A 19113-nucleotide genomic window follows, 5' to 3' on the forward strand; every position below is an offset into this window, starting at 1 on the left:
AGCAAGACCCACGGACAAATAAAGAGACTTGGATTATCCCATTGCAACAAAACCCACGTCGGCAGTGGTTGGCGCTGCCGCAGCGGCCAAAGCCTGCTTTTGCAGCAGCAGGGCAAAGTCTGCCGCTGGTAGCGGACGACTGAGCAAATAGCCTTGGTAACTGTCGCAGCCGCGCTCCACCAGAAAAGCCAGTTGTTCCTGCGTCTCGACGCCTTCGGCCAGCACTTTGAGCGCCATGCTGTGCCCCATCGCAATGATGGCAGCACTGATAGCCATGTCATCACAATGGTGGGGAATGTCACGGATAAAGCTCTGGTCGATTTTGAGCACGTCAATCGGAAAGCGCTTGAGATGGGCCAAGGAAGAGTAGCCAGTGCCAAAATCATCGACTGCCAAGTGCAAACCCAAACCCTGCAAGCCCTCCAGCACCTTGAGCACTTCTTCAAAGCGTTCAGCCAAGGCACTTTCGGTAATTTCCAGCTCCAATTGGCTGGCCGGAAAACCCGTCTCGGCCAGCGCTGTGCGGGTAGATGCCACCAAATCGGTGAGCTGAAACTGCCGGGGTGAAACATTCACCGCCAAGGTGATGGCGGGCAAACCGGCATCTAACCAGCGCTGCCCTTGCTGGCAAACTTGGCGCAACACCCACTCGCCCAATGGCCCGATCAGCCCAGAAGACTCAGCCACCGGAATAAAGCGGGCTGGAGAGATGGCACCTTCTTGCGGATCGTTCCAGCGCAGCAAGGCTTCGGCACCAATGATGCGGCCCGTGGCAATGTCTGCTTGTGGCTGGTAGTGCAGTTGCAATTGCTCTTGGGCCAGCGCTTGGCGCAAGCGCGACTCTAGCTCTAAGCGCTCGCGGGCGGCAGTAGTCATCTCTTCGGCAAAAAAGCACAAAGCACCCCTGCCCCGTGCTTTGGCACCGTAAACGGCGGCATGGGCACCTTGCAACAATAACTCGGCACTGTTGGCATGTTGCGGGAACAAACAGATACCGACACTGGCCCCCACCACCACCTCTAACCCCTGTGGGGAGTACCAAGGCTGGCTCACGGCTGCGAGCAGGTGCCGGGCCACGGCTGCGGCACCATCGGCATGGCGCATATTACGTGCTACCACGGCCAACTCATCACCAGCCAACCGCCCCAGCAAATCGCCGGGGCGCAGGGCGGCACGCACTTGCTGCGCCAAATGTTGCAGCACTTTGTCGCCCACGCCGTGACCATAGCTGTCGTTGACATCCTTGAAGCGGTCGAGGTTGATGAGCAAGACGGCCAGGTGCTCGCCGCTGGCTTGGGCTTGCGTGACGGCACCTTCGAGTTGCTGACCAAACCAGACACGGTTGGACAGGCCGGTCAGGGCGTCGCGGTGGGCAAGGTATTCAAGGCGCTCTTGCTGCGCCTTGGCTTCGGAGATGTCAGAAAAAATACAGACGTAATGGCTGATTTTTCCGGTCTCATCGCGCACGGCACTTAAAGACATGTGCTCTGGAAAGATCTCACCATTTTTGCGTCGATTCCAGATTTCCCCTTGCCAGTGGCCCGTGCGGTGCATGGTGTTCCACATGGTCTGGTAAAAATCTTGGTCGTGGCGATCTGATTTGAATTCGCGTGGGGTTTTGCCCAGCAGCTCGTCTTCGGTATAACCCAGCACCCGTGTAAAAGCTGCATTGACAGACAAAATCCGGTTTTGTGCATCTGTGACCACCACCCCCTCTTGGGTGTTGTCCACCACAGTAGAGGCCAGACGCTGGCGCTCTTGGGCGGCATGGACAGTACTCAGATCAGTGAGGATGCCGGAAAAGCGCTCAGGCTGACCTGCGGCGTCAAGGTGGCGTTGACCACGCACCATAAAATGGTGTTCGACGCCATCAAAACAACGCAAACGCAGGTTTTGCTGAAACGGCTGGCCCGTGGCAATGGCCAAGCGCACAGCGGCCAGCACCTGCTTGCGCTCTTGCCGGTGCAGGCGGGTGCGCAAGTGAAAATCTTGCACAAAATGGCTGCCTTGGTAGCGCAACAGGCGCTCTAAACTGAGGGAGACCGTACCCTGACCGGCACGCAAATCCCAGTCCCACAGACCACTGCCACTCCCCTCCAAAGCCAAGTGCAGGCGGGCTTCACTGCGCTCTAGGGCAGCCCGTGCTGCATGGGCATCACTGATGTCTTGCACCACACAAATTAGGTGGGCAGGCTCTGCGGCAGCGCGTGGCACCAAGGTGACCGTACATACCACCGGAATGATGGCCCCAGTGTCAAACCGACGGCACTGGCGCTCGCCCCGGTAGTGGTCAATCTCGCCAGCCAGCAGGCGCTCGCGCTGGCGCTCGCTCCAGTGGGTATCGGGCGGTTGCACTACGGCGCGAAACTGGTGCTGACACAACCCTTCTAAAGACATGCCGGTCAACTCGGACATGCGCTCGTTGGCCCACAAGATTTGGCCATTGCTATCGGCGCGCACAATGCCCACCGGGGCATGGTCCAAAATCAGCGCCGTGCGCCGAAAAGCGCGTGTGCGGGCACGGTCGCTGCGCCGCAACAACCACCAAGTAACGCCCCCAGTCACCAAAACGTACACACTGTCGGCCAAGATATTGTAGAGGGCACTTTGTTCAGGATCAGTGGCCCAGCTGACCAAAAAATGGTTGATGCCCAGCACCCAGCCAGCGCCCACAGCAAAGTACAGCAGCAGACCATGCACTGCTCTTTTGCCTCCAGATTCACGGCTTTTGTTCATCAATCATCCCATTGCGCCCTTGTTTACCGGGCCATGCTGCGACAATCGTGTCGCTATGACCCAAGCCTACGTTCTCACTCTTTCATGCCCCGACCGATTGGGGCTAGTACATGCTGTTTCGGGCTTTTTGCTCGAGCACGGTGGCAACATCGAAGAAGCGGCCCAGTACAACGACTCTGCCACTGGCCTGTTTTTTATGCGGGTGCAGTTTGCCTGTGCCCAGCATGACCATGCCACCTTGTCCGAGCACATGGCCAGCTTTGCCCAAGCGCACCAAATGCACTGGGGCCTGCACGCCACAGCGCAACCCATGCCCACGGCACTTTTGGTCAGCCGCGAAGGCCACTGCCTTAACGATTTGCTGTTTCGCTGGAAATCGGGGCTGTTGCCCATTGATATCCGCGCCATCATCAGCAACCACCGCGACTTCTACCAACTTGCCGCCAGCTACAACGTTCCTTTCCACCATATTCCAGTTACTGCTGCTACCAAAGCCCAGGCCGAGGCTCGGCAGTACGAAATCATCCAGGCCGAGGGGGCCGAGCTGGTGGTGCTCGCACGCTACATGCAGGTGCTGTCGGATGATTTTTGTACCAAGCTGGCAGGCCGTGCCATCAACATTCACCACAGCTTTTTGCCCAGCTTCAAAGGAGCCAAACCCTACTATCAGGCCCACGACCGGGGTGTCAAGCTGATTGGTGCGACGGCCCATTATGTGACGGCTGATCTGGACGAAGGCCCGATTATCGAACAAGATGTTACACGTGCTGACCATACGGACACCGTGGAAACACTGACAGCACGTGGCCGCGACACCGAAAGCCAGGTGCTGGCACGGGCAGTGAAGTGGCACAGCGAGCACCGCGTGCTGCTCAATGGTCACAAAACAGTGATTTTTCGCTAAGGGCGGGCAGGCATCTATGGCGCTGCCAGCGCCAGCCAAATAGCCGGGGCATGGGACAGGCCAAACAAGACCAGCCCAATCAGGCCGCCAACGATGGTGCCATTGATACGGATGTATTGCAGGTCTTTGCCGATGTTCAGCTCAATCAGGTGTGCCATATCTTGGGCATCCCAGCGCTGCACGGTGTCTTGGATGTGCTGCGCCACAAACTGCGACACCTCCGGCGCTAGGGCCTGCGCCCATTGCTGTAGCCGCTCGTTCAGGGCTTGGCGCAGGGCAGCGTCTTGCGCCAGCGCTTGGCCCAGCCACAAACCCATGCTGCGCACATGGCGCGCTAGGGCCGATTGTTCATTGGCTAAATCACGTTGCAGGCTGGTGCGCAAGCCCTGCCAGAGTTCTTGTACATAGTGGCCCAAGGTAGGATTGGTTTGCAAGTAGCGGCGCACCTGCTCGCCTTTTTGTGCCCACACCGGATCATTTTGCAGCCGGGTAATAAACAGTTGCACGGCGGCATCAAACTTATCGCGCAGTTGGTGCTGTGGGTTGTGTGCTACTTCGGCCAGCAACCCTTCCAACGCATTGGCTACCATCACTGCACCTTGGTCACTGAGCCAGTCGGTGGGCAACATTTTTTCTTTGAGCGGGTGCTCTTTTTTCAGCCAGTGGACGATGGTGCGGGCTATCAGGCTGCGGGTATCCGCGTTTTGTAGCACGCTCATCAATTGCGCCAGTGCCTCATTAAGCAAGGCTTGGTGGCGGCCTTGGTAGGTCAGGGCCTCTAGCACCTTGGCCAAAGATTGGCTCAAATCCATGCGCCCCAACAAGGCCCGCGCCGCTTTGCGGATCAAGTGCTCTACCTGCCGATCTTGCACCACCTCCAGCGCTGCGGCCACCATACGCACCACCTGCTGGCTCAAATGGCGGGCGTTGTCTGGCAACAACAGCCACTGCGCCATACGCTCAACCAGATCATGGCGGCGCAGCAGGCCCACCAGCGAGGCCGGATCAAGAAAACGGTCGCGCACAAAAGTCGCCAGGTTCTCGCCAATGCGGTCTTTGTTGCGCGGAATGATGGCCGTGTGCCGCCCGATGAGTGGAATGGGCACCCGGTGAAACAGTGCCCGCACCGCAAACCAATCGGCCAACGCCCCAACCATGGCCGCCTCTGCTGTAGCTTGTAGTGCATCCATCCACAGGCCACGCGGCAGCACACTGCTCACAATAAACACTGCCGTCACCAGCAACAACAAACCCAGCGCTTGGCGCTTCGCGCGCTGCAAAGCCGCAGCTTGTGCGCTCATGCCAACAACGACGGCATCAATGCACGATCACCGGGTTTTGTGCAAGGCCTGTGTAACGGTCTAGGGCTTCTTCTACTTCTTCTTGGGTGGGGGTATTGCGCTGCCAAGCCAAAATTTGCTGCTGAAACATCTCAGCCCAAGAGCCGTCTAGATAGACCTCTTTGCCTGAGCGTTTGTCTACAATCTCAAAACCATGCCGCGCCAGCCGGGGCACAGGGGCAGCACCGCTATCCACAGCAGTGCCGGGCAGGACGGCAGGCTCCACAGCGTCGGCCAGCATATGAACCACCACAAAGGATTCTGAGTCGTAGAGCATCTGCATGGCGTTCTCCGGGTCGGTAGGGGGCATATTCTTACTATCTCAGATTAGTGCAGCGGCGTACAGTTCAAGGGTTTTTTGACGCAAGCTCGGCAGCTTGTGCTGGATAGCGGCCACTCAGGCGCAAGTCCACAAAATCGCCGTTGTTTTGCGTGAGTTGGATGCGTGCTGGCAAGTAGCCTAGGCTGGGTGCCAGCCATAACTCAGAGCGCTGCTCATTGTCATTTGCGTCTTGGGGCAGGCGTTGCAGTTTAAGGGCAGGCAAGCTGCCTACAGGCAAATCTAACGTTTCAGAGCCTTCAATACGAAAAGCCCAAGGGCTAGCGCTGCGCCCGCCTGCCGTGGCAATCTGAATACGGGTGCCGGTGGTGTAGCGCTCTGGGTTTGCAGCCAGCAAGGCCCCCAACTGGATAAAAATACTCAGCCGGTCTTGTGTGCCGGGCAGCAGCGGGGCCTGCGGGTTATCACCATTAAAGTGGATCAAGCCCTGAGCGTAGTCAAACTGGGCCGTTTGTTCACCGCGCGACCGGTCACTAAAGTGCAGTGGGCGCAAGCCGTGAGCGGCAATGTCACCCCGGCTGGTTTGCGTGCGTGAACCCAAAAACAAAACTTTGATTTCTTGCCGTGCTTGGTAATGCGCGCCATCATGCAGCCAGAGCAGTTCAGCGTTGGCACGGTAATGGAACTTTTTTGCTTGCCCCACCACCTCAAACTCCAACCGCTGCGGCGGCGGAATATGCACAGGGGGCGCACTGGCTGAGTGGCTGCCCGCAGTCTCACGGCTGCTGTGCTGGCGTGGACGGGTAGCCACATCCGCGAGCACGATGCCCTGCCCCGACAGGACAGCCACAGCCCGTACAGGTTCAGGCTGTGCCACAGGGCTAACCACCACCCCGGCAGCAGCATCCGATCCCGGTGTAGAAAGAGGAAAATCCAACGGGATAGCCGGTTCTGCGGCCAAAGAAAGCCCAATCTCGGTTTTAGGCGTATCCACTACAGTGGTGGCAGGAAAAGCGCGACCTTCAGATGCTGACGGCGCGGGGGCATCAGGGGGGCGTGGTGGGGCCAAATGCCCCTTGCGCTGCGGTGGTGCCGCCACTGGCACCGCAGCAGCAACTGGTGCAGGGGCTTTTGCTGCGGGCGCAGGGGCCGCCACAGTACGGGTGTTAAACACCAACACCGGCGCTGCCGCCTTGGTATCGGCAGCCAAGGGCATGGCCTGCAACACCAAGGCGTGGGCGAGCAGCACAGCCACCGTGATCCACAACACCGGGTGGCGCAGCACAGAGGGGCGCAACATGCTCCAAACAGTCATAGTTTGCCGCGATAACCTAAATCATAGGACAAGCGCACCGCTGCCGCACGCAAGGGAGCCTCAATAGCACCACCCCAAGCCGGATCAAAAGTGGCAATGGAGCCAAGCGTGGTCATGCCCAGCACCAAATGGCCGCTGGCATCCAACACCGGCGCACAAAAGGCCCCAATGCTGGGCAGCAGGGTATCGACCACGCGGGCGCTACCACGTTCACGCACTTCCTGCCACAACGCCTGCACGGCCTGCACACTGGTGGGAACATCGGGGTGGCGTGTTTTGCTTGCTTGGGCCAGTTCGGCATGGAGCAAAGGGGCTACCACTTCAGCGGGCATATAGGCAGCAAAGCAACGCCCGGTGGCCGAAGACAGCAGCGGCATCACATCGCCCAAGCGCAAATTGGCCACCACTGCCTGTGGCGATGGCTCCCAATGCACAATGGTGGGGCCGTGGTTGCCCCAAACTGCCAGCGCCAGCGTATGCTGTAACTCTTGCATCAGCGCGGGCAGGCGCTCGCGGGCCAAACGCACGGCATCCAACCGTGACAACGCAGCCAGCCCCAAGCGCAGCGCAGCGGGGCCAAGGTCGTAATGGGCCGAGCGGCTATCTTGCACCACCAACCCCAACCGCTGAAAACTCACCAAATAACGGTGTGCTTTGGCGGCACTCATCTTGGCAGCTGCGGCCAGTTCTTTGAGCATCAAGGGGCCAAGAGAATGGGTCAGTGCCTCTAGCAGGGCAAAACCCACCTCAACCGATTGGATGCCAGCGCGTTCCTTGTCCATGTGGAATAGAATTTTGATGTTTTGTTTAGTTAGATCAATTTACCCAAGCGTAATTTACGCTCGTTTGCCCGTGATCCTGCGCACCAGAAAGCACCTGTCATGAAGCTCGCCACCTACCGGGACGGCTCCCGCGACGGGCAATTGCTGGTGGTCTCCCGCGACTTGGGCTTAGCCCATTATGCGACGGGTATCGCCAGCCGTTTGCAGCAGGTGCTAGACGACTGGGATTTTCTCGCCCCCCAATTACACGCGCTGTATGTGCAGCTCAATACCGGCAAAGCACCCCATGCTTTTGCGTTTGATCCACGCCAGTGCATGGCACCACTGCCAAGGGCATACCAGTGCGTACAGGCTACGGCCTATCTGGCGGCACCAGAGCGTCAATACCAGCTGCGCCAGCAACCGCTACCAGCCTCTTTTTATACAGAGCCACAGCTTCATGATGGTAGCGGCGGCGCGGCTTTTTTGGGCCCTTGTGACGAGGTAGTGGTGCCCAGCGAGGCTATGGGCATTGACCTAGCAGCCGGGCTGGCCGCCATCACCGGTGATATACCCCGTGGCAGCACCCCAGCACAGGCCTTGGGCGCGATTCGTTTATTGATGCTCACGGGCGATGTGGTCTTGCGCCAGCTAGAGCAGGCCAATACAGCCGCAGGCCACCTGCACAGCCACCCGGCCACCGCATGCAGCCCGGTGGCCATCACCCCCGATGAACTAGGCCCAGCTTGGCAAGAGGGCCGGGTACACCTGACGCTGCAACTGGCCTGCAATGGCCGCAAGCTGGGCCTGTGCGATACCGGCCCCAGCATGCACTTTCACTTTGGCCAATTGCTGGCGCAGGGCTGCAAAACGCGTCCGTGGCAAGCTGGGGCCATACTGGGCAGTGGTGCTGTCAGCCATCCGGGAGCCAGCAACCCCCAAGGCCAAACCGATGATTGGCCCCAAGGCGCTTGCAGCATTGCCGATAAGCGGGCCATCGAAACCCTGCACCAAGGCCGCACACGCACGCCGTTTTTGCGTTACGGTGACACCGTACGCGCCGACATGAAGGGCAAAGACGGCCACAGCCTATTTGGCGCGTTAGAACTCACGATTGCCGCCCCACAAGAGACTTAGGGCAAAACCTGTGGCGCGGTGGGCTTTGCACACACCAGCAGCCATTCTTGGATCATTACAGGAGACAAAAAATGCAACGTAGAACCTTATTGAGCGCTTTGGCCGCCACCGCAGCCAGCACCGCCACTCCTTGGGCGCAAGCCCAAGCTGATTTCCCTAACCAGCTCATCCGCTGGGTAGTGCCCTATCCTGCCGGTGGTGGCACTGATGTGCTGGCGCGCACCGTGGCCGAGGCCATGCGCCAAACCTTAGGCCAGCAAATCGTGGTGGACAACCGCCCCGGAGCCTCTACCAACATCGGTGCCCAAGCCGTCGCCACGGCCAAGGCCGATGGCTACACCATCATGTCGGCAGACAACGCTGTGCTGGCCTTTAACGAGCACCTGTTTAGCAAGCTGCCATTCAGCCCAGAAAAAGATTTCACCTATGTCGGCGGCATCAGCCGTTTTCCGCTGGCCTTGGTGGTACACCCCTCGTTCGAAGCCAAAACCATGAAGGAGTTTTTGGACTACGTGCGCGCCAATCCGGGCAAAATCAACTACGCCTCGCCGGGCAACGGTTCGCCCCACCATCTGGCGATGGAGATGTTCAAAAACCGCACCAAGACCTTCCTCACGCATATCCCCTACCGGGGCGCTGCACCAGCACTGCAAGACGTGATGGCCGGGCAAGTGCCGTGCATGTTCCTTGATCTGGCTGCGGGGCTGCCGGTAATCCAATCGGGCAAAGTGCGTGCCTTGGCCATTGGCACCGCCAAACGGGTGCCTGCCCTGCCCGATTTGCCCACTTTGGCTGAGGTGGGGGTGCCCAATACTGAGGTGTTTGCCTTCCAAGGCATTCTTGGCCCTAAGGGGCTGCCTGCCAACGTCACGCAGCGCCTCAATGCCGATCTGAACAAGGCACTGGGCCATCCCGCTGTGGTCAAGCGGATGCAAGACTTTGGCATGGAGGCCTTGCCCGGCACGCCTGAGCAGTTCCGTACGCTGGCACGCGCCGAAGCCAAGCGCTGGGGCGAGATCATCAAGGCCGCTGGCGTCAAGCTCGATTGAGCCGCTAGGCTGGCTGAGGCAGTAGCGCTGTCTCGGCCTTGTATCGGTAATACCGCAGAAAAGTATCGTTTAAAGATACTTTCTGCGCAGCAGATCAATACCACTCCACAAATTGATCGACGCTGGCCGCACAAAGCGGCACTATCACGCCATGTTCAACCCCTTCGCGGAGACCAGCATGGCCCCCTCTCCCCTCCCTTCTGTGCAACGTGATTCCCGTGCCTGGCAATTGCAGGTCTGGATTTCGTTCGGCATTGCCGTTTTTCTGTGTGCCGTGGGCTTGGCTTGGCTGCCGGGCGAGCCGCTGGAGCAAGCTTTTATGGTGATGGGCTATGTGTTTTGCCTCACCGCCGTGTTTGGCCTGTCTAAATTTGTCCGCGACAACGAAGGCAGCCGCCAAGGCAGTGCCGGAGACACACCCTTGTGGCGCTTTGTCGTCTGGGGCGGCTTTGCCGTAGCTATGCTGCTCACTGGCTGGGGCTTACTGGGCATGAACATCAACGATACCTACAAAGCCTTTTTGGGTGTGAGCTGGCTCTACCTCATCACCACCGCCTTCACGCTGGCCAAGATGCTACGCGACCAACACGAGGCCAATCTGCGTGAAGCCCGCCTGCAAGGCCGCCGCGATGCCGCCGCCATCAACATCACGCCGCTCGATTGAGTGCCCTGCATCCCTTTTCATCCCCTACAGGAGTTGTTCATGATGCCCACAGCCTCTCTTTTGCGTCCTCTGTTGGCCCGCTGCCTGCTGGCCGCCAGCTTCTGCGGCCTACTGTGGACGGCCAGCCCGGCCCAAGCACAGAGTGAAGCCTCGGTGGCCCTGTCGCTGTTGCCACTGGCCTCGGTGGTTGGCACCGCCTCTGCGGGTGTCGCACTGGCCGAAGCCTCGGTGGTGCTGCCAGCAGCGCTCTCAATCGCTGGTGCCATTCTCACCATCCAAGCGGTGCAAGCCTCCGCCGTGGGCACGGTATACATCCTAGAACGTGCATCCGACGGCGCACGGGTCAGTATTGAAGTCAGCGCGCGGGCAGGAACGGCCTCCGCCCATACCGTAGGAGAGGCGGTGGCCTGTAGCGTAATTGGCACCGGGGTCATCCTCTCGGTGGCGGGCGAGGTGTTGGCCTTTATACCGAACGCCATCGGCAAGGCCCTGCTCTACAACGAGCCGTTATAAGGATTGATGCTGCCATGCCTCTATATCGGAGCAGCCTCCTCGCCATGCTGGTACTGGCCGCCACCTCCCAAGCCTATGCGGGGCACCCCTGCAAACCCGCCCAGCCCCCCAGCGCACAAACCATTACGCGCAGCATGGCGTTGGCACAACGCACTGCACTGGCGCTGGAGGCAGAACATACGCGCAATGGCACCCAAGTGGTGCTGCTAGGGCGGGCCGGGCAAGATCTAACCGCCTATGGCCTGCGCTATTCCCATCTGGGCTGGGCCTACCGCAGCCCTGTGGGGGCTTGGCGGGTGGTTCACAAACTCAACCGTTGCGGCACCGCCGTGGGCACCCTGTACCGCCAAGGGATAGGTGAGTTTTTCTTGGATGATCTTTGGCGCTATGAGGCCGTTTGGGCCATACCCACACCGGCGGTACAGCAAGCCCTGCACACCCTGCTGCAAGACAATGGCCGTGCCACGCTGATGCAACACCAGCCCTATAGCCTCGTCAGCTACGTCTGGGGGCAGCGTTACCAGCAATCTAACCAATGGGCTATCGAGACACTGGCTGCCGCGATGGAACCACACAGCATCCGCACCCGCGATCAGGCCCAAGCATGGTTACAGTTCAAAGGCTACACCCCCAGCACCTTGCACATTGGAGCTTGGCGGCGCATGGGCGCACGCGCCGCCTCAGCCCATATCGCCTTTGACGACCACCCCTCGCGCCAGCGGCTGGCCGGACGCATCGAGACCGTCACTGCCGACTCCGTGCTCGCTTGGCTACAGCGGGCCCAGCTGGCCCAAGCCCCAGTGGCATTGGCCGAAAAATAAACCGACAAAGGAAACACACCATGCTCAAAGCACTGCGCCTTTCTGAAAAATGGTTCCGCAGGGGCCTGTGGCTGGTCTCACTGGTGTTTGCCAGCTTCCTGATTGGGCTGGGGGGCACCGTGGTGGGCGATTTGCCCAAGGTAGAAACCCCGCTGCAACTCGATGATTTCTTAGACAAAGAGGCCGCCAAGGCCCTGCGCGGCCAAGTAGAGGCAGCACAACAAGCCGAGCAAGAGGCGCAAAGCGCCTTGGAGCAGGCACAGTTACAACACCATAAGGCCCGTGGCGAGGTACAAACCACCCGCGAGAGCTTGCAACACTGGCTAGCCACACGCAGCGTGACACAGCAAGCCGCGCACGACCCCGAAGTGCTGATACGCACCCAAGCCCTTGACCTGCTCAAACAAACCGAACGCCAAGCGCAACGGGCCGTAGAAGCGCAACAACAGGCCGCGCTGGATGCTCGCCAAGCCGCCGCCGCAGCGCGGCAACAATTGCACACCCTAGAAACCGAAGGCTACACACAACTCAACGCCCAGCGGCGCAAGGTGGAATTGCGCGTCTTTCTCTACCGACTGGCCCTCACCCTGCCCCTGTTGGCGCTAGCGGGCTGGCTGTTTGTACGCAAACGCCAAAGCACCTACTGGCCGTTTGTCTGGGGCTTTATCTTCTTTGCCCTGTTTGCCTTTTTTGTCGAACTGGTGCCCTACATGCCCAGCTACGGTGGTTACGTGCGTTATGTGGTCGGCATTGCCATCACCGTGCTGGTGGGGCGCTGTGCCATCGTGGCTCTCAACCGCTATCTGGAGCAACAAAAGCTGGCCGAAGCCCAGCCCGAAGCCCAACGCCGCGAAGAACTCAGTTACGACGTTGCCCTAACCCGGCTGGCCAAAGGCATCTGCCCCGGCTGCGAACGTGCGGTTGACCTCAAAGACGGTCAGATCGACTTTTGCCCCCACTGCGGCATTGGCTTATTTGACCACTGCGGGCAGTGCAGCACCCGCAAGAGTGCCTTTGCCCGGTTTTGCCACGCCTGTGGCACCGCTGCCCGACCCTAAGCCGGGCAGCAGTGCGCAAGGCTTAAAACTGCTCCCAATCGTCGTCGTTGGATTTACTGGTACTGCGGCCCAAGGCGGGGGCCACTGGACGGGCTAAGGGAGCCACCTTGGGGGCTGCCGGACGGGGCGCCACCTTGGCGGGTGCAGCAGTGGCTGTGCTACTGCGAGGCAAAGTGGGTTGGCGCGGCGCGGGCGTGGGCGCGGGGCGCGGGGCACCCGGCATTTGCGTGGCACGCTCATGCTGGCCCAGCTTAAACACCGCCACGGCCTGCACCAACTGCTGCGCTTGGTGATTCAAACTCTCGGCGGCAGCAGCAGACTCCTCTACCAGTGCCGCATTTTGCTGCGTGACCTGATCGAGCTGGGCTACCGCCGCAGTAATCTGACCAATGCCCGACGTCTGCTCACCTGTAGAAGCACTGATCTCAGAGATCAGATCCGTGACGCGCTGCACCTCGCGCACAATGTCTTGCATCGTCTGGCCCGCCGCATCCACCAGCTTGCCACCCACCTCCACCTTGTTAACACTGTTACCAATCAGAGCCTTGATTTCTTTAGCGGCTTCGGCACTGCGGCCAGCCAAACTTCGCACCTCAGAAGCAACCACAGCAAAACCCCGGCCCTGCTCGCCCGCACGGGCAGCTTCTACTGCCGCATTGAGCGCCAAGATGTTGGTCTGAAAGGCAATGCCATCAATCACGCTGATGATGTCAGAAATTTTGCGCGATGCCTCGTTGATATCGGCCATGGTGGTCACTACCTGCCCCATGACTTCACCGCCACGGTGGGCGGTTTGGCTGGCATTGCTAGCAAGTTGCGTAGCTTGTCGGGCCGTGTCGGCGTTGGTTTGCACCGTGCTGGCAATCTGCTCCATCGATGCGGCGGTCTGCTCTAGGTTGCTGGCTTGCTGCTCGGTGCGTTGGGATAAATCAGCAGTACCACTAGAAATTTGACCAGCTCCAGTGGCAATACTGTCGCTGCTGGCGCGCACGGTACCCACAATCGTGCATAAAGATTCTTGCATATCGTGCATGGCGCGCACCACACTGCCGGGTGCAGCATGGCGGTCGTCAATGGTGGTGCTCAAATCACCCGCAGCAATGGCACGGGCCGCCGCAGCTACATCAGCAGGCTCACCGCCCAGCTGACGCTGTAAGTTACGCGCCATCCACACCCCAATCACCACACCCACCAGCACGCCAGCCACCGTCAGCACCAGCATCAACAGGCGCGTACTGGCATATAGCACATCGCCTTCGCTATCGAGTTGCTCGGCGTTTTTAATTTTGCGCTGCATCAGCCCTGTCAACAAGTCATCGGCCTTGTTGGCCAGTGGTACCGTCACCTTAAGCAGATGCTCAACCGAGCCACGCGGTTCGGCCAAGGGCTCTTCCTGCAATAAGGTTAACGCAACCCTCGCATCTGCCTTATACGCTTGCAACGCTGCCCGCGTTTCAGCTACTGCTGCTTTACCTTGACTGGTAAAAAATGTGTTTTCAGAAAGCTTCAGTTCTGCTTCAATTTTTTCAAAATACTGAAAAGTAGCATCTGTGAATGCTTTACGCTCCTCTTGGGTAGTAGCCAACATGGCACTGCGAGTGGCACGGGCTGCCGCCATGAGTTGGATATTGGCCTCTGCGGCATGGCGCAAACCAATCAGGTCTCGCTCATACATCAGATTGCCCAAATCATTGACTTTTCCCGTACCCACAATACCCAGCACACCGATGATGGCACCAATAATTGCCACCACCATAAACCCCACCACCAGCTTGGTACCTACCGTCAATTGATTAAGCCAATTCATTTTGTTCCTTACATTGATTTGTAAAACATGCCAAAGACTCCCCCACTGCCTGCGTTTCCATCAAGATAAGTCTTGCTTGTCCCCACCGATAGGTGCAAACCCGCAGATGCTACACAAAGGCATACAGTGCCTCTATCATCGCGAGACCGTATTTTGGAGTTCTCCATGCCTTCTTTGTTCAAACTCACCCTCGTAGCTACGGCTGTGGTCTTGACTAGCGGTGCCCAAGCCGCCGATTTTCCGGCAAAAGACAAAAATGTGACGCTGGTAGTGCCATTCTCCGCCGGAGGCCCCACTGATCGTGTGGCCCGTGATTTGGCCGAAGCGCTGCGCAAGTCGCTGGGAGCCACGGTCGTGGTAGATAACGCCGCCGGTGCTGGTAGCTCGATTGGCACCGCCAAGGTAGCCCGCGCCACCCCCGATGGCTACACGCTGCTACTCAACCACATCGGCATGGCTACCATGCCCTCCCTGTACCGCAAGCTGACATTTAACGTACCCAATGATTTTGAATACTTGGGCATCGTCAATGATGTACCCATGACCTTGATTGGCCGCCCCAACCTGCCCGCCAACAACTACAAAGAGCTGAGTAGCTGGATTGCACAAAACAAGAGCAAGATCAACCTCGGCAATGCAGGTTTGGGCTCTGCATCCCACCTATGTGGCCTAATGTACCAAAGCGCACTCAAAGTAGACATGACGGTGGTGCCCTATAAAGGCACCGCGCCCGCCATCACTGACTTGGTCGGTGGTCAGATTGACCTGCTGTGCGACCAAACCACCAACACCACTAGCCAGATTGAGGCTCAGAAGGTCAAGGCCTACGCCGTCACCACCGCCCAGCGCCTACAAACAGCTTCGCTTAAGGCGCTGCCCACGCTGGCTGAATCGGGGCTGAAAGACTTTCAAGTCACTATCTGGCATGGCCTTTATGCGCCCAAAGGCACGCCCGCCGATGTGCTAGCCAAGATCAACGCCGCCCTGAAAACAGCCCTCAAAGACCCTGACTTCATCAAGAAACAAGAAGGTCTGGGCGCAGTTGTCACGACCGACAAGCGAGTCGAACCAGCCGAGCACAAAAAATTTGTGCAGGCTGAAATCGACAAATGGGGTGCCGTCATCAAGGCCGCTGACATCTACGCCGACTAAACCGCCACAAGCACCATCAATCTGGGGCTGCTGCTTGGGTTAGCGGCCCCAAATCACCTCATGCTCTTCGGCCAAAGAGCGGCGCAGCATATCCAAAAAAGGCGTGCCACGCTGGTGCAGGTGAACCGTGTTTTTTTCTAGCAGCTCCACCTCAGCTTCGTCCAGTCCAGTGGCATGGTGGGTGGCGCGGGCACGGGCACACTGTTGCTCATCCAAGGCGATAGCTGCTTGCAGCGCCTCAATGGCAGCAGGCATTTGTTCCAGCGTAACCACACCTTGGGGCTCAGGGTCTTTGCCGATGATGTGCAAAATCCGGTGGGCATCAGGCTCGAGCAAAATCAGATCGGCAGTAGCACGGGATTTGAACTTGTACAGCATAAAAAATCCTTTTCAAAAACAACAACGCTCAAGCACAGCATAGACCGATTGTGTTGCTTGTGCCAGCTGCGCCGTACACTCGCGCTCCTTATGTCTGCTATTCATATCCACCGCCATCACCAGCTTGGCCTGCCCCAAGCCCGCAACATTGCCCGCCAATGGGCAACCAAAGCCGAGCGCAAGTTCGATCTGCGCTGCCACTACATCAGCGGCGATGCGCAAGACACCGTGCGCTTTGAGCGCTCTGGCATCCAAGGCACGCTACAAGTGCGCGCTGACCAGTTTGAACTGTCCGCCCAATTGGGTTTCTTGTTCAGCGCCTTTGCCCCCAGCATTGAAGCCCAAATTGCGGCACAAATCGACAGCCTGCTGCACGCCCACAGCACACAGCCTGCCTAATCAACGCCCCTTCAGCGCGACTGTGCCAACCACTGCTGCGCCAACCGCACCCAATAAGTCGCCCCCAGCGGAATCAAGCCGTCATTAAAATCGTAGCTGGGGTTGTGCAGGGTGCAAGGGCCACCGCCGTGGTCTATATCTCGGTGCTGACCATCACCATTGGCAATAAAGCAATACGCCCCCGGTTTGGCTTGCAACATAAAGGCAAAGTCCTCCGCACCCATCGTTGGCTCCTGCACCAACACCTTGTCTTCACCCACAATGGCAGCCATCACAGTACGGGCAAAAGCAGCTTCAGCGGCAGCATTGATGGTGGGCGGATAGTTGCGCTCAAACTCAAAAGTGCAACTCGCCTCATGGGCGGCACAGGTGTGCTCGGCCACTTGGCGCATACGGCGCTCAATCATGTCCAGCACCTCTACGCTAAAGGTGCGCACCGTCCCCTGCAATTCACACACATCAGGCACCACATTGGTCGCCTCACCAGTATGAATCATGGTGACGGAAATGACGCCCGCGTCCACCGGCTTTTTATTCCGGCTAATGATGGTTTGGAATGCCTGCACCATTTGGCAAGCCACCGGCACCGGGTCAATGCCTGTATGTGGCATGGCCGCATGCCCCCCCTTGCCCCGAATAGTAATCTTGAACTCATTCGATGAGGCCATCACCGGCCCTGGACTGATAGCCATCGTTCCTGCGGGCATTCCCGGCCAGTTATGCATACCAAACACCGCTTCCATCGGAAACAGCGTAAACAGGCCCTCACGCACCATTTCACGGGCACCACCGCCCCCCTCCTCGGCAGGCTGAAAAATCAGATACACCGTACCATCAAAATCTCGGTGTTGGGCCAAATGCTGGGCCGCAGCCAGCAGCATGGCCGTATGGCCATCATGGCCACAGGCATGCATCTTGCCGGGATAGCGGCTGGCATGGGCAAAGTGGTTGTGCTCTTGCATAGGCAGGGCATCCATATCGGCGCGCAAGCCTATGGCCCTGCCACAGGCACCACCATCACGCCCATGCACCACGCCCACCAAACCTGTCTTGCCCAACCCTCGGTGAATAGGGATGCCCCATTGCATCAGTTTTTGCGCCACCACCTCCGCAGTGCGCAACTCCTCAAAACACAATTCAGGATGTGCATGGATGTCGCGGCGCAAGGCGGCCATCTCCTCGGCTTGGGCCACGATGGAATCAATCAGTTGCATACAGAAACTCCTCGGTTGCCCACAGTCTAGCCGGGCAGCATGCAAACTGCACGCTGCCCCAGCATATGCTTACAGTGCGGCCTGCAAGATGCGCCGACTCACCTCTGGGGTAACAGCACGCCGTTCACCGAGCTTGACCATACCGTGCGCTTGCAACTGCGCCACCAAGCCATCAATAGCCTCCTCACCAACACCATAGGCAGACAGGCGCGTAGCAATGCCCAAACCCTCAAAGAAGTCGCGCGTGCAGGCAATGGCAGCGTCGATGCGCTGCTCTTCTGTACCAGTGCTGGCCCCCAGACCCCAAATGCGTTCGGCATACTGCAATAGCTTTTCGCGCTTGGCTTGGCGGCATTCCTGCAATAAGGCAGGCAACACAATCGCCAAAGTGCGGGCATGGTCAATCTGGAATTTAGCCGTCAGCTCATGACCAATCATGTGCGTGGCCCAATCCTGGGGCACCCCCGCACCAATCAAGCCATTGAGGGCCATCGTGGCAGCCCAGACCAAATTGGCACGGTCATCATAAACTGGCTCAGGTGCAGACAACAGACGTGGCCCCACTTCGATCAAGGTGTGCAGCACCCCTTCAGCCCAGCGGTCTTGCACGCGAGCCTCCACAGGGTAGGTCAGATACTGTTCCACAGTATGGACAAAGGCATCCACAACCCCATTGGCCAACTGTTGCGCAGGTAGGGTATAGGTCTTAGTGGGATCAAGCACCGAAAACAGCGGGTAGCAATGCACGCTGCCAAAAACCAGCTTCGCTCCCAAGGCTTTGCGGGTAATCACGGCACCGTTGTTCATTTCCGAGCCGGTGGCGGGCAAAGTCAATACCGTGCCAAACGCTAATGCACGGCTAATGTTGCGCCCACGCTGCTCCAAAATAGCCCAAGGGTCGCCATCAGCAAACGGTACTGCTGCTGCAATGAACTTGACCGCATCAATCACCGAGCCACCGCCCACGGCCAAGAGAAAATCAAAACCACCGGCCCGGATTTGCTCCACGGCCTGCATCGCCGTTTCATAGGTGGGATTAGGCTCAATGCCGCTAAAGGTAGCGTGTTCGCGCTGACCCAAGGCAGCGCGCACCTCGGCTAAAGTACCCGTTTTTTCAGCACTGCTACCACCAACCAAGATCAGTACCTTGGCTGATGCTGGCACCAAGGTCGCCAAATCGGCAATGCGGCCCTGACCAAAGGCAATACGGGTAGGGTTATGAAAATCAAAATTCAGCATAAGTGCTCCAGCCATTCAAAGAATAGCCCACACTGTAGCCCTAAAAGCGAAACCCCCTCTGACCGATAGGATCAGAGGGGGATGCTTTAATATTAGCCTGACGATGACCTACTTTCACACGGGAACCCGCACTATCATCGGCGCAAAGTCGTTTCACTGTCCTGTTCGAGATGGGAAGGAGTGGTACCAACTTGCTATGGTCATCAGGCTTAAACTGTGCGCTGTATCGCTTTATAGGCAATACAGCTAAATTCATAGAGTCTTATCAGCTTTTTTGTTTTGATTGCGCTTTTTTTGGCATAACAGACCTTGATGGTTCTTTTGAAGGAACATCAAAGTTATAGGG

At 58.4% G+C, this 19113-nt stretch carries 18 protein-coding genes and 1 rRNA gene; 9 read left to right on the forward strand and 10 right to left on the reverse strand.

Features of this window, described 5'->3' with window-relative positions; translation table 11 throughout:
- Positions 1–33: 33 nt before the first annotated feature.
- On the reverse strand, positions 34–2736 hold the full coding sequence (locus BMX55_RS10590) for a sensor domain-containing protein (RefSeq protein ID WP_091457194.1): 2703 nt from the start codon (positions 2734–2736) through the stop codon (positions 34–36).
- Positions 2737–2791: 55 nt separating this feature from the next.
- Here BMX55_RS10590 and purU point away from each other — a divergent pair, with 55 nt between their 5' ends.
- The gene (gene purU / locus BMX55_RS10595) at positions 2792–3640 is read left to right on the forward strand and encodes a formyltetrahydrofolate deformylase (RefSeq protein WP_091457197.1); all 849 of its coding nucleotides are present in this window, start codon (positions 2792–2794) and stop codon (positions 3638–3640) included.
- A gap of 14 nt (positions 3641–3654) precedes the next feature.
- Here purU and BMX55_RS10600 read toward each other — a convergent pair whose 3' ends face one another.
- The 4 genes from BMX55_RS10600 to BMX55_RS10615 form a co-directional block, all read right to left on the reverse strand.
- Positions 3655–4941, reverse strand: a complete 1287-nt coding sequence (locus tag BMX55_RS10600; protein ID WP_091457203.1) for a DUF445 domain-containing protein — start codon at positions 4939–4941, stop codon at positions 3655–3657.
- A gap of 16 nt (positions 4942–4957) precedes the next feature.
- On the reverse strand, positions 4958–5263 hold the full coding sequence (locus tag BMX55_RS10605; protein WP_091457303.1) for a BTH_I0359 family protein: 306 nt from the start codon (positions 5261–5263) through the stop codon (positions 4958–4960).
- Positions 5264–5327: 64 nt separating this feature from the next.
- A complete protein-coding gene (locus BMX55_RS10610; RefSeq protein ID WP_245751386.1) occupies positions 5328–6560 on the reverse strand; it encodes a DUF3108 domain-containing protein in 1233 nt (410 codons plus the stop codon).
- A gap of 11 nt (positions 6561–6571) precedes the next feature.
- Positions 6572–7357, reverse strand: coding sequence for an IclR family transcriptional regulator (locus BMX55_RS10615; protein WP_091457206.1), 786 nt, complete (start codon positions 7355–7357; stop codon positions 6572–6574).
- A gap of 99 nt (positions 7358–7456) precedes the next feature.
- On the opposite strand from BMX55_RS10615, the gene BMX55_RS10620 reads away from it, so the two are divergent.
- The 6 genes from BMX55_RS10620 to BMX55_RS10645 all read left to right on the forward strand — a co-directional run bounded on the left by BMX55_RS10620 (position 7457) and on the right by BMX55_RS10645 (position 12578).
- The gene (locus BMX55_RS10620; protein WP_091457208.1) at positions 7457–8473 is read left to right on the forward strand and encodes a fumarylacetoacetate hydrolase family protein; all 1017 of its coding nucleotides are present in this window, start codon (positions 7457–7459) and stop codon (positions 8471–8473) included.
- 71 nt (positions 8474–8544) lie between these two features.
- A complete protein-coding gene (locus BMX55_RS10625) occupies positions 8545–9522 on the forward strand; it encodes a Bug family tripartite tricarboxylate transporter substrate binding protein (protein ID WP_091457211.1) in 978 nt (325 codons plus the stop codon).
- 178 nt (positions 9523–9700) lie between these two features.
- Entirely contained in the window at positions 9701–10186 is a 486-nt protein-coding gene (locus tag BMX55_RS10630; RefSeq protein ID WP_091457308.1) for a YiaA/YiaB family inner membrane protein, read from the forward strand.
- Between the two features lie 39 nt (positions 10187–10225).
- The gene (locus tag BMX55_RS10635) at positions 10226–10699 is read left to right on the forward strand and encodes a hypothetical protein (RefSeq protein WP_091457213.1); all 474 of its coding nucleotides are present in this window, start codon (positions 10226–10228) and stop codon (positions 10697–10699) included.
- Positions 10700–10713: 14 nt separating this feature from the next.
- Positions 10714–11520: a DUF2145 domain-containing protein gene (locus BMX55_RS10640; protein WP_091457216.1), complete on the forward strand. Its 807-nt coding sequence runs from the start codon at positions 10714–10716 to the stop codon at positions 11518–11520.
- 20 nt (positions 11521–11540) lie between these two features.
- A complete protein-coding gene (locus BMX55_RS10645; protein ID WP_091457219.1) occupies positions 11541–12578 on the forward strand; it encodes a zinc ribbon domain-containing protein in 1038 nt (345 codons plus the stop codon).
- A gap of 22 nt (positions 12579–12600) precedes the next feature.
- On the opposite strand, the gene BMX55_RS16855 is transcribed toward BMX55_RS10645, so the two are convergent.
- Positions 12601–14385 carry a methyl-accepting chemotaxis protein gene (locus BMX55_RS16855; RefSeq protein WP_091457223.1) on the reverse strand — a complete coding sequence of 595 codons (1785 nt, stop codon included), beginning with the start codon at positions 14383–14385 and terminating at the stop codon, positions 12601–12603.
- A 165-nt stretch (positions 14386–14550) separates the two neighbouring features.
- Between BMX55_RS16855 and BMX55_RS10655 the strand changes: the two genes are divergently transcribed.
- On the forward strand, positions 14551–15537 hold the full coding sequence (locus BMX55_RS10655) for a tripartite tricarboxylate transporter substrate-binding protein (RefSeq protein ID WP_091457227.1): 987 nt from the start codon (positions 14551–14553) through the stop codon (positions 15535–15537).
- A 39-nt stretch (positions 15538–15576) separates the two neighbouring features.
- Here BMX55_RS10655 and BMX55_RS10660 read toward each other — a convergent pair whose 3' ends face one another.
- The gene (locus tag BMX55_RS10660) at positions 15577–15915 is read right to left on the reverse strand and encodes a DUF1840 domain-containing protein (protein WP_091457231.1); all 339 of its coding nucleotides are present in this window, start codon (positions 15913–15915) and stop codon (positions 15577–15579) included.
- 90 nt (positions 15916–16005) lie between these two features.
- On the opposite strand from BMX55_RS10660, the gene BMX55_RS10665 reads away from it, so the two are divergent.
- Positions 16006–16314, forward strand: coding sequence for a polyhydroxyalkanoic acid system family protein (locus tag BMX55_RS10665; RefSeq protein ID WP_091457235.1), 309 nt, complete (start codon positions 16006–16008; stop codon positions 16312–16314).
- A gap of 11 nt (positions 16315–16325) precedes the next feature.
- On the opposite strand, the gene BMX55_RS10670 is transcribed toward BMX55_RS10665, so the two are convergent.
- The 3 genes from BMX55_RS10670 to rrf form a co-directional block, all read right to left on the reverse strand.
- Positions 16326–17528: a M20 aminoacylase family protein gene (locus BMX55_RS10670; protein ID WP_091457238.1), complete on the reverse strand. Its 1203-nt coding sequence runs from the start codon at positions 17526–17528 to the stop codon at positions 16326–16328.
- A gap of 69 nt (positions 17529–17597) precedes the next feature.
- On the reverse strand, positions 17598–18767 hold the full coding sequence (locus tag BMX55_RS10675) for an iron-containing alcohol dehydrogenase (protein ID WP_091457242.1): 1170 nt from the start codon (positions 18765–18767) through the stop codon (positions 17598–17600).
- Between the two features lie 95 nt (positions 18768–18862).
- Positions 18863–18975, reverse strand: a 5S ribosomal RNA gene (gene rrf, locus BMX55_RS10680).
- Positions 18976–19113: the final 138 nt, after the last annotated feature.

The organism is Giesbergeria anulus, from assembly GCF_900111115.1.
GTDB lineage: Bacteria > Pseudomonadota > Gammaproteobacteria > Burkholderiales > Burkholderiaceae_C > Simplicispira > Simplicispira anulus.